At 67.4% G+C, this 1,085-nt stretch carries 1 pseudogene; it reads left to right on the plus strand.

The features are described from left to right. Positions 1 to 73 precede the first annotated feature (73 nt). Positions 74 to 1,077: pseudogene (locus LN042_RS36795) on the plus strand (IS5 family transposase). The last annotated feature ends 8 nt before the right edge of the window (positions 1,078 to 1,085 follow it).

Genomic DNA, 1,085 nt, shown 5'->3' on the forward strand with positions numbered 1-1,085 from the left:
GGCGCGTATCGGATTGTGATCAATCTGCGGGATTCACACGTGCGGCGGGTTCTGATCCGGTAGACCGTCCTACGTGACGCGAGCGCAACTTACTGACTCGGAGTGGGAGTTCATCGAGCCGTACCTGCCGATTGGCGAGTACGGCCCGTACCCGGAGCGGCTGCGGCAGCAGTTCGAGGGCGTGATCTGGCGGTTCAAGACCGGCGCGCCGTGGCGGGAGATGCCGCAGGAGTTCGGCGCCTGGTCGACCGTCTCGAACCGCTTCCGGCAGTGGAGGGACGCCGGCGTCTTCGAAGCCCTGATGGAGGGGGTGATCGCGGAGGCCGCGAAGCGGGGCGAGGTGGACTTGTCGCTGGTCAGCGTGGATTCCACCACCGCTCGGGCCCATCACGACGCTGCCGGAATGCACTTGAGCCCCGAGGCCATGGCGGCCTTGGAGGATGCTGCCGACGAGGCGGAAAGGGCCCGGCAAAAGGGGGCGAGCCAGAGGGACAAGACGGACAAGGCGCCACAGACGACCCGGACCGGGAGGAACGGCGACGTGACCGGCGGCGGCGCAAGCTCCGTCTGAAGGCCGCCCTACTGGGACGCTCGCGGGGCGGCCAGACCAGCAAGATCCACGTTGCAGGCGACCGCAGGTGCCGCCCACTGGTGTTCGTGTTGACCGAAGGGCAGGCCGCCGACAGCCCTCAGTTCATCCCTGTGCTCAAGAAATTACGGGTCCGCGGGCCGGTCGGCCGTCCTCGCACCCGGCCCGACGCGGTCGCCGGGGACAAGGCCTACTCGTCCCGCGGCAACCGCGCCCACCTGCGTCAACGCGCGATCAAGGCAGTGATCCCGGAGAAGAAGGACCAAGCCGCCAACCGGAAGAAGAAGGGCAGCAAGGGCGGCCGGCCCGTCAGCCACGACGCCGACCTCTACAAAGAGCGCAATACCGTCGAGCGACTGATCAACCAGCTGAAGGCCTGGCGAGGCATCGCCACCCGCTACGACAAGACGCCTGGCAGCTACCTCGCCGGCCTCCACCTTCGCGGGGCGATGATCTGGATCAAAGACCTCACCAGGACGGCTCCTTGATCACGACC

This window comes from Kitasatospora humi, from assembly GCF_020907985.1.
Taxonomy (GTDB): Bacteria; Actinomycetota; Actinomycetes; order Streptomycetales; family Streptomycetaceae; genus Kitasatospora; species Kitasatospora humi.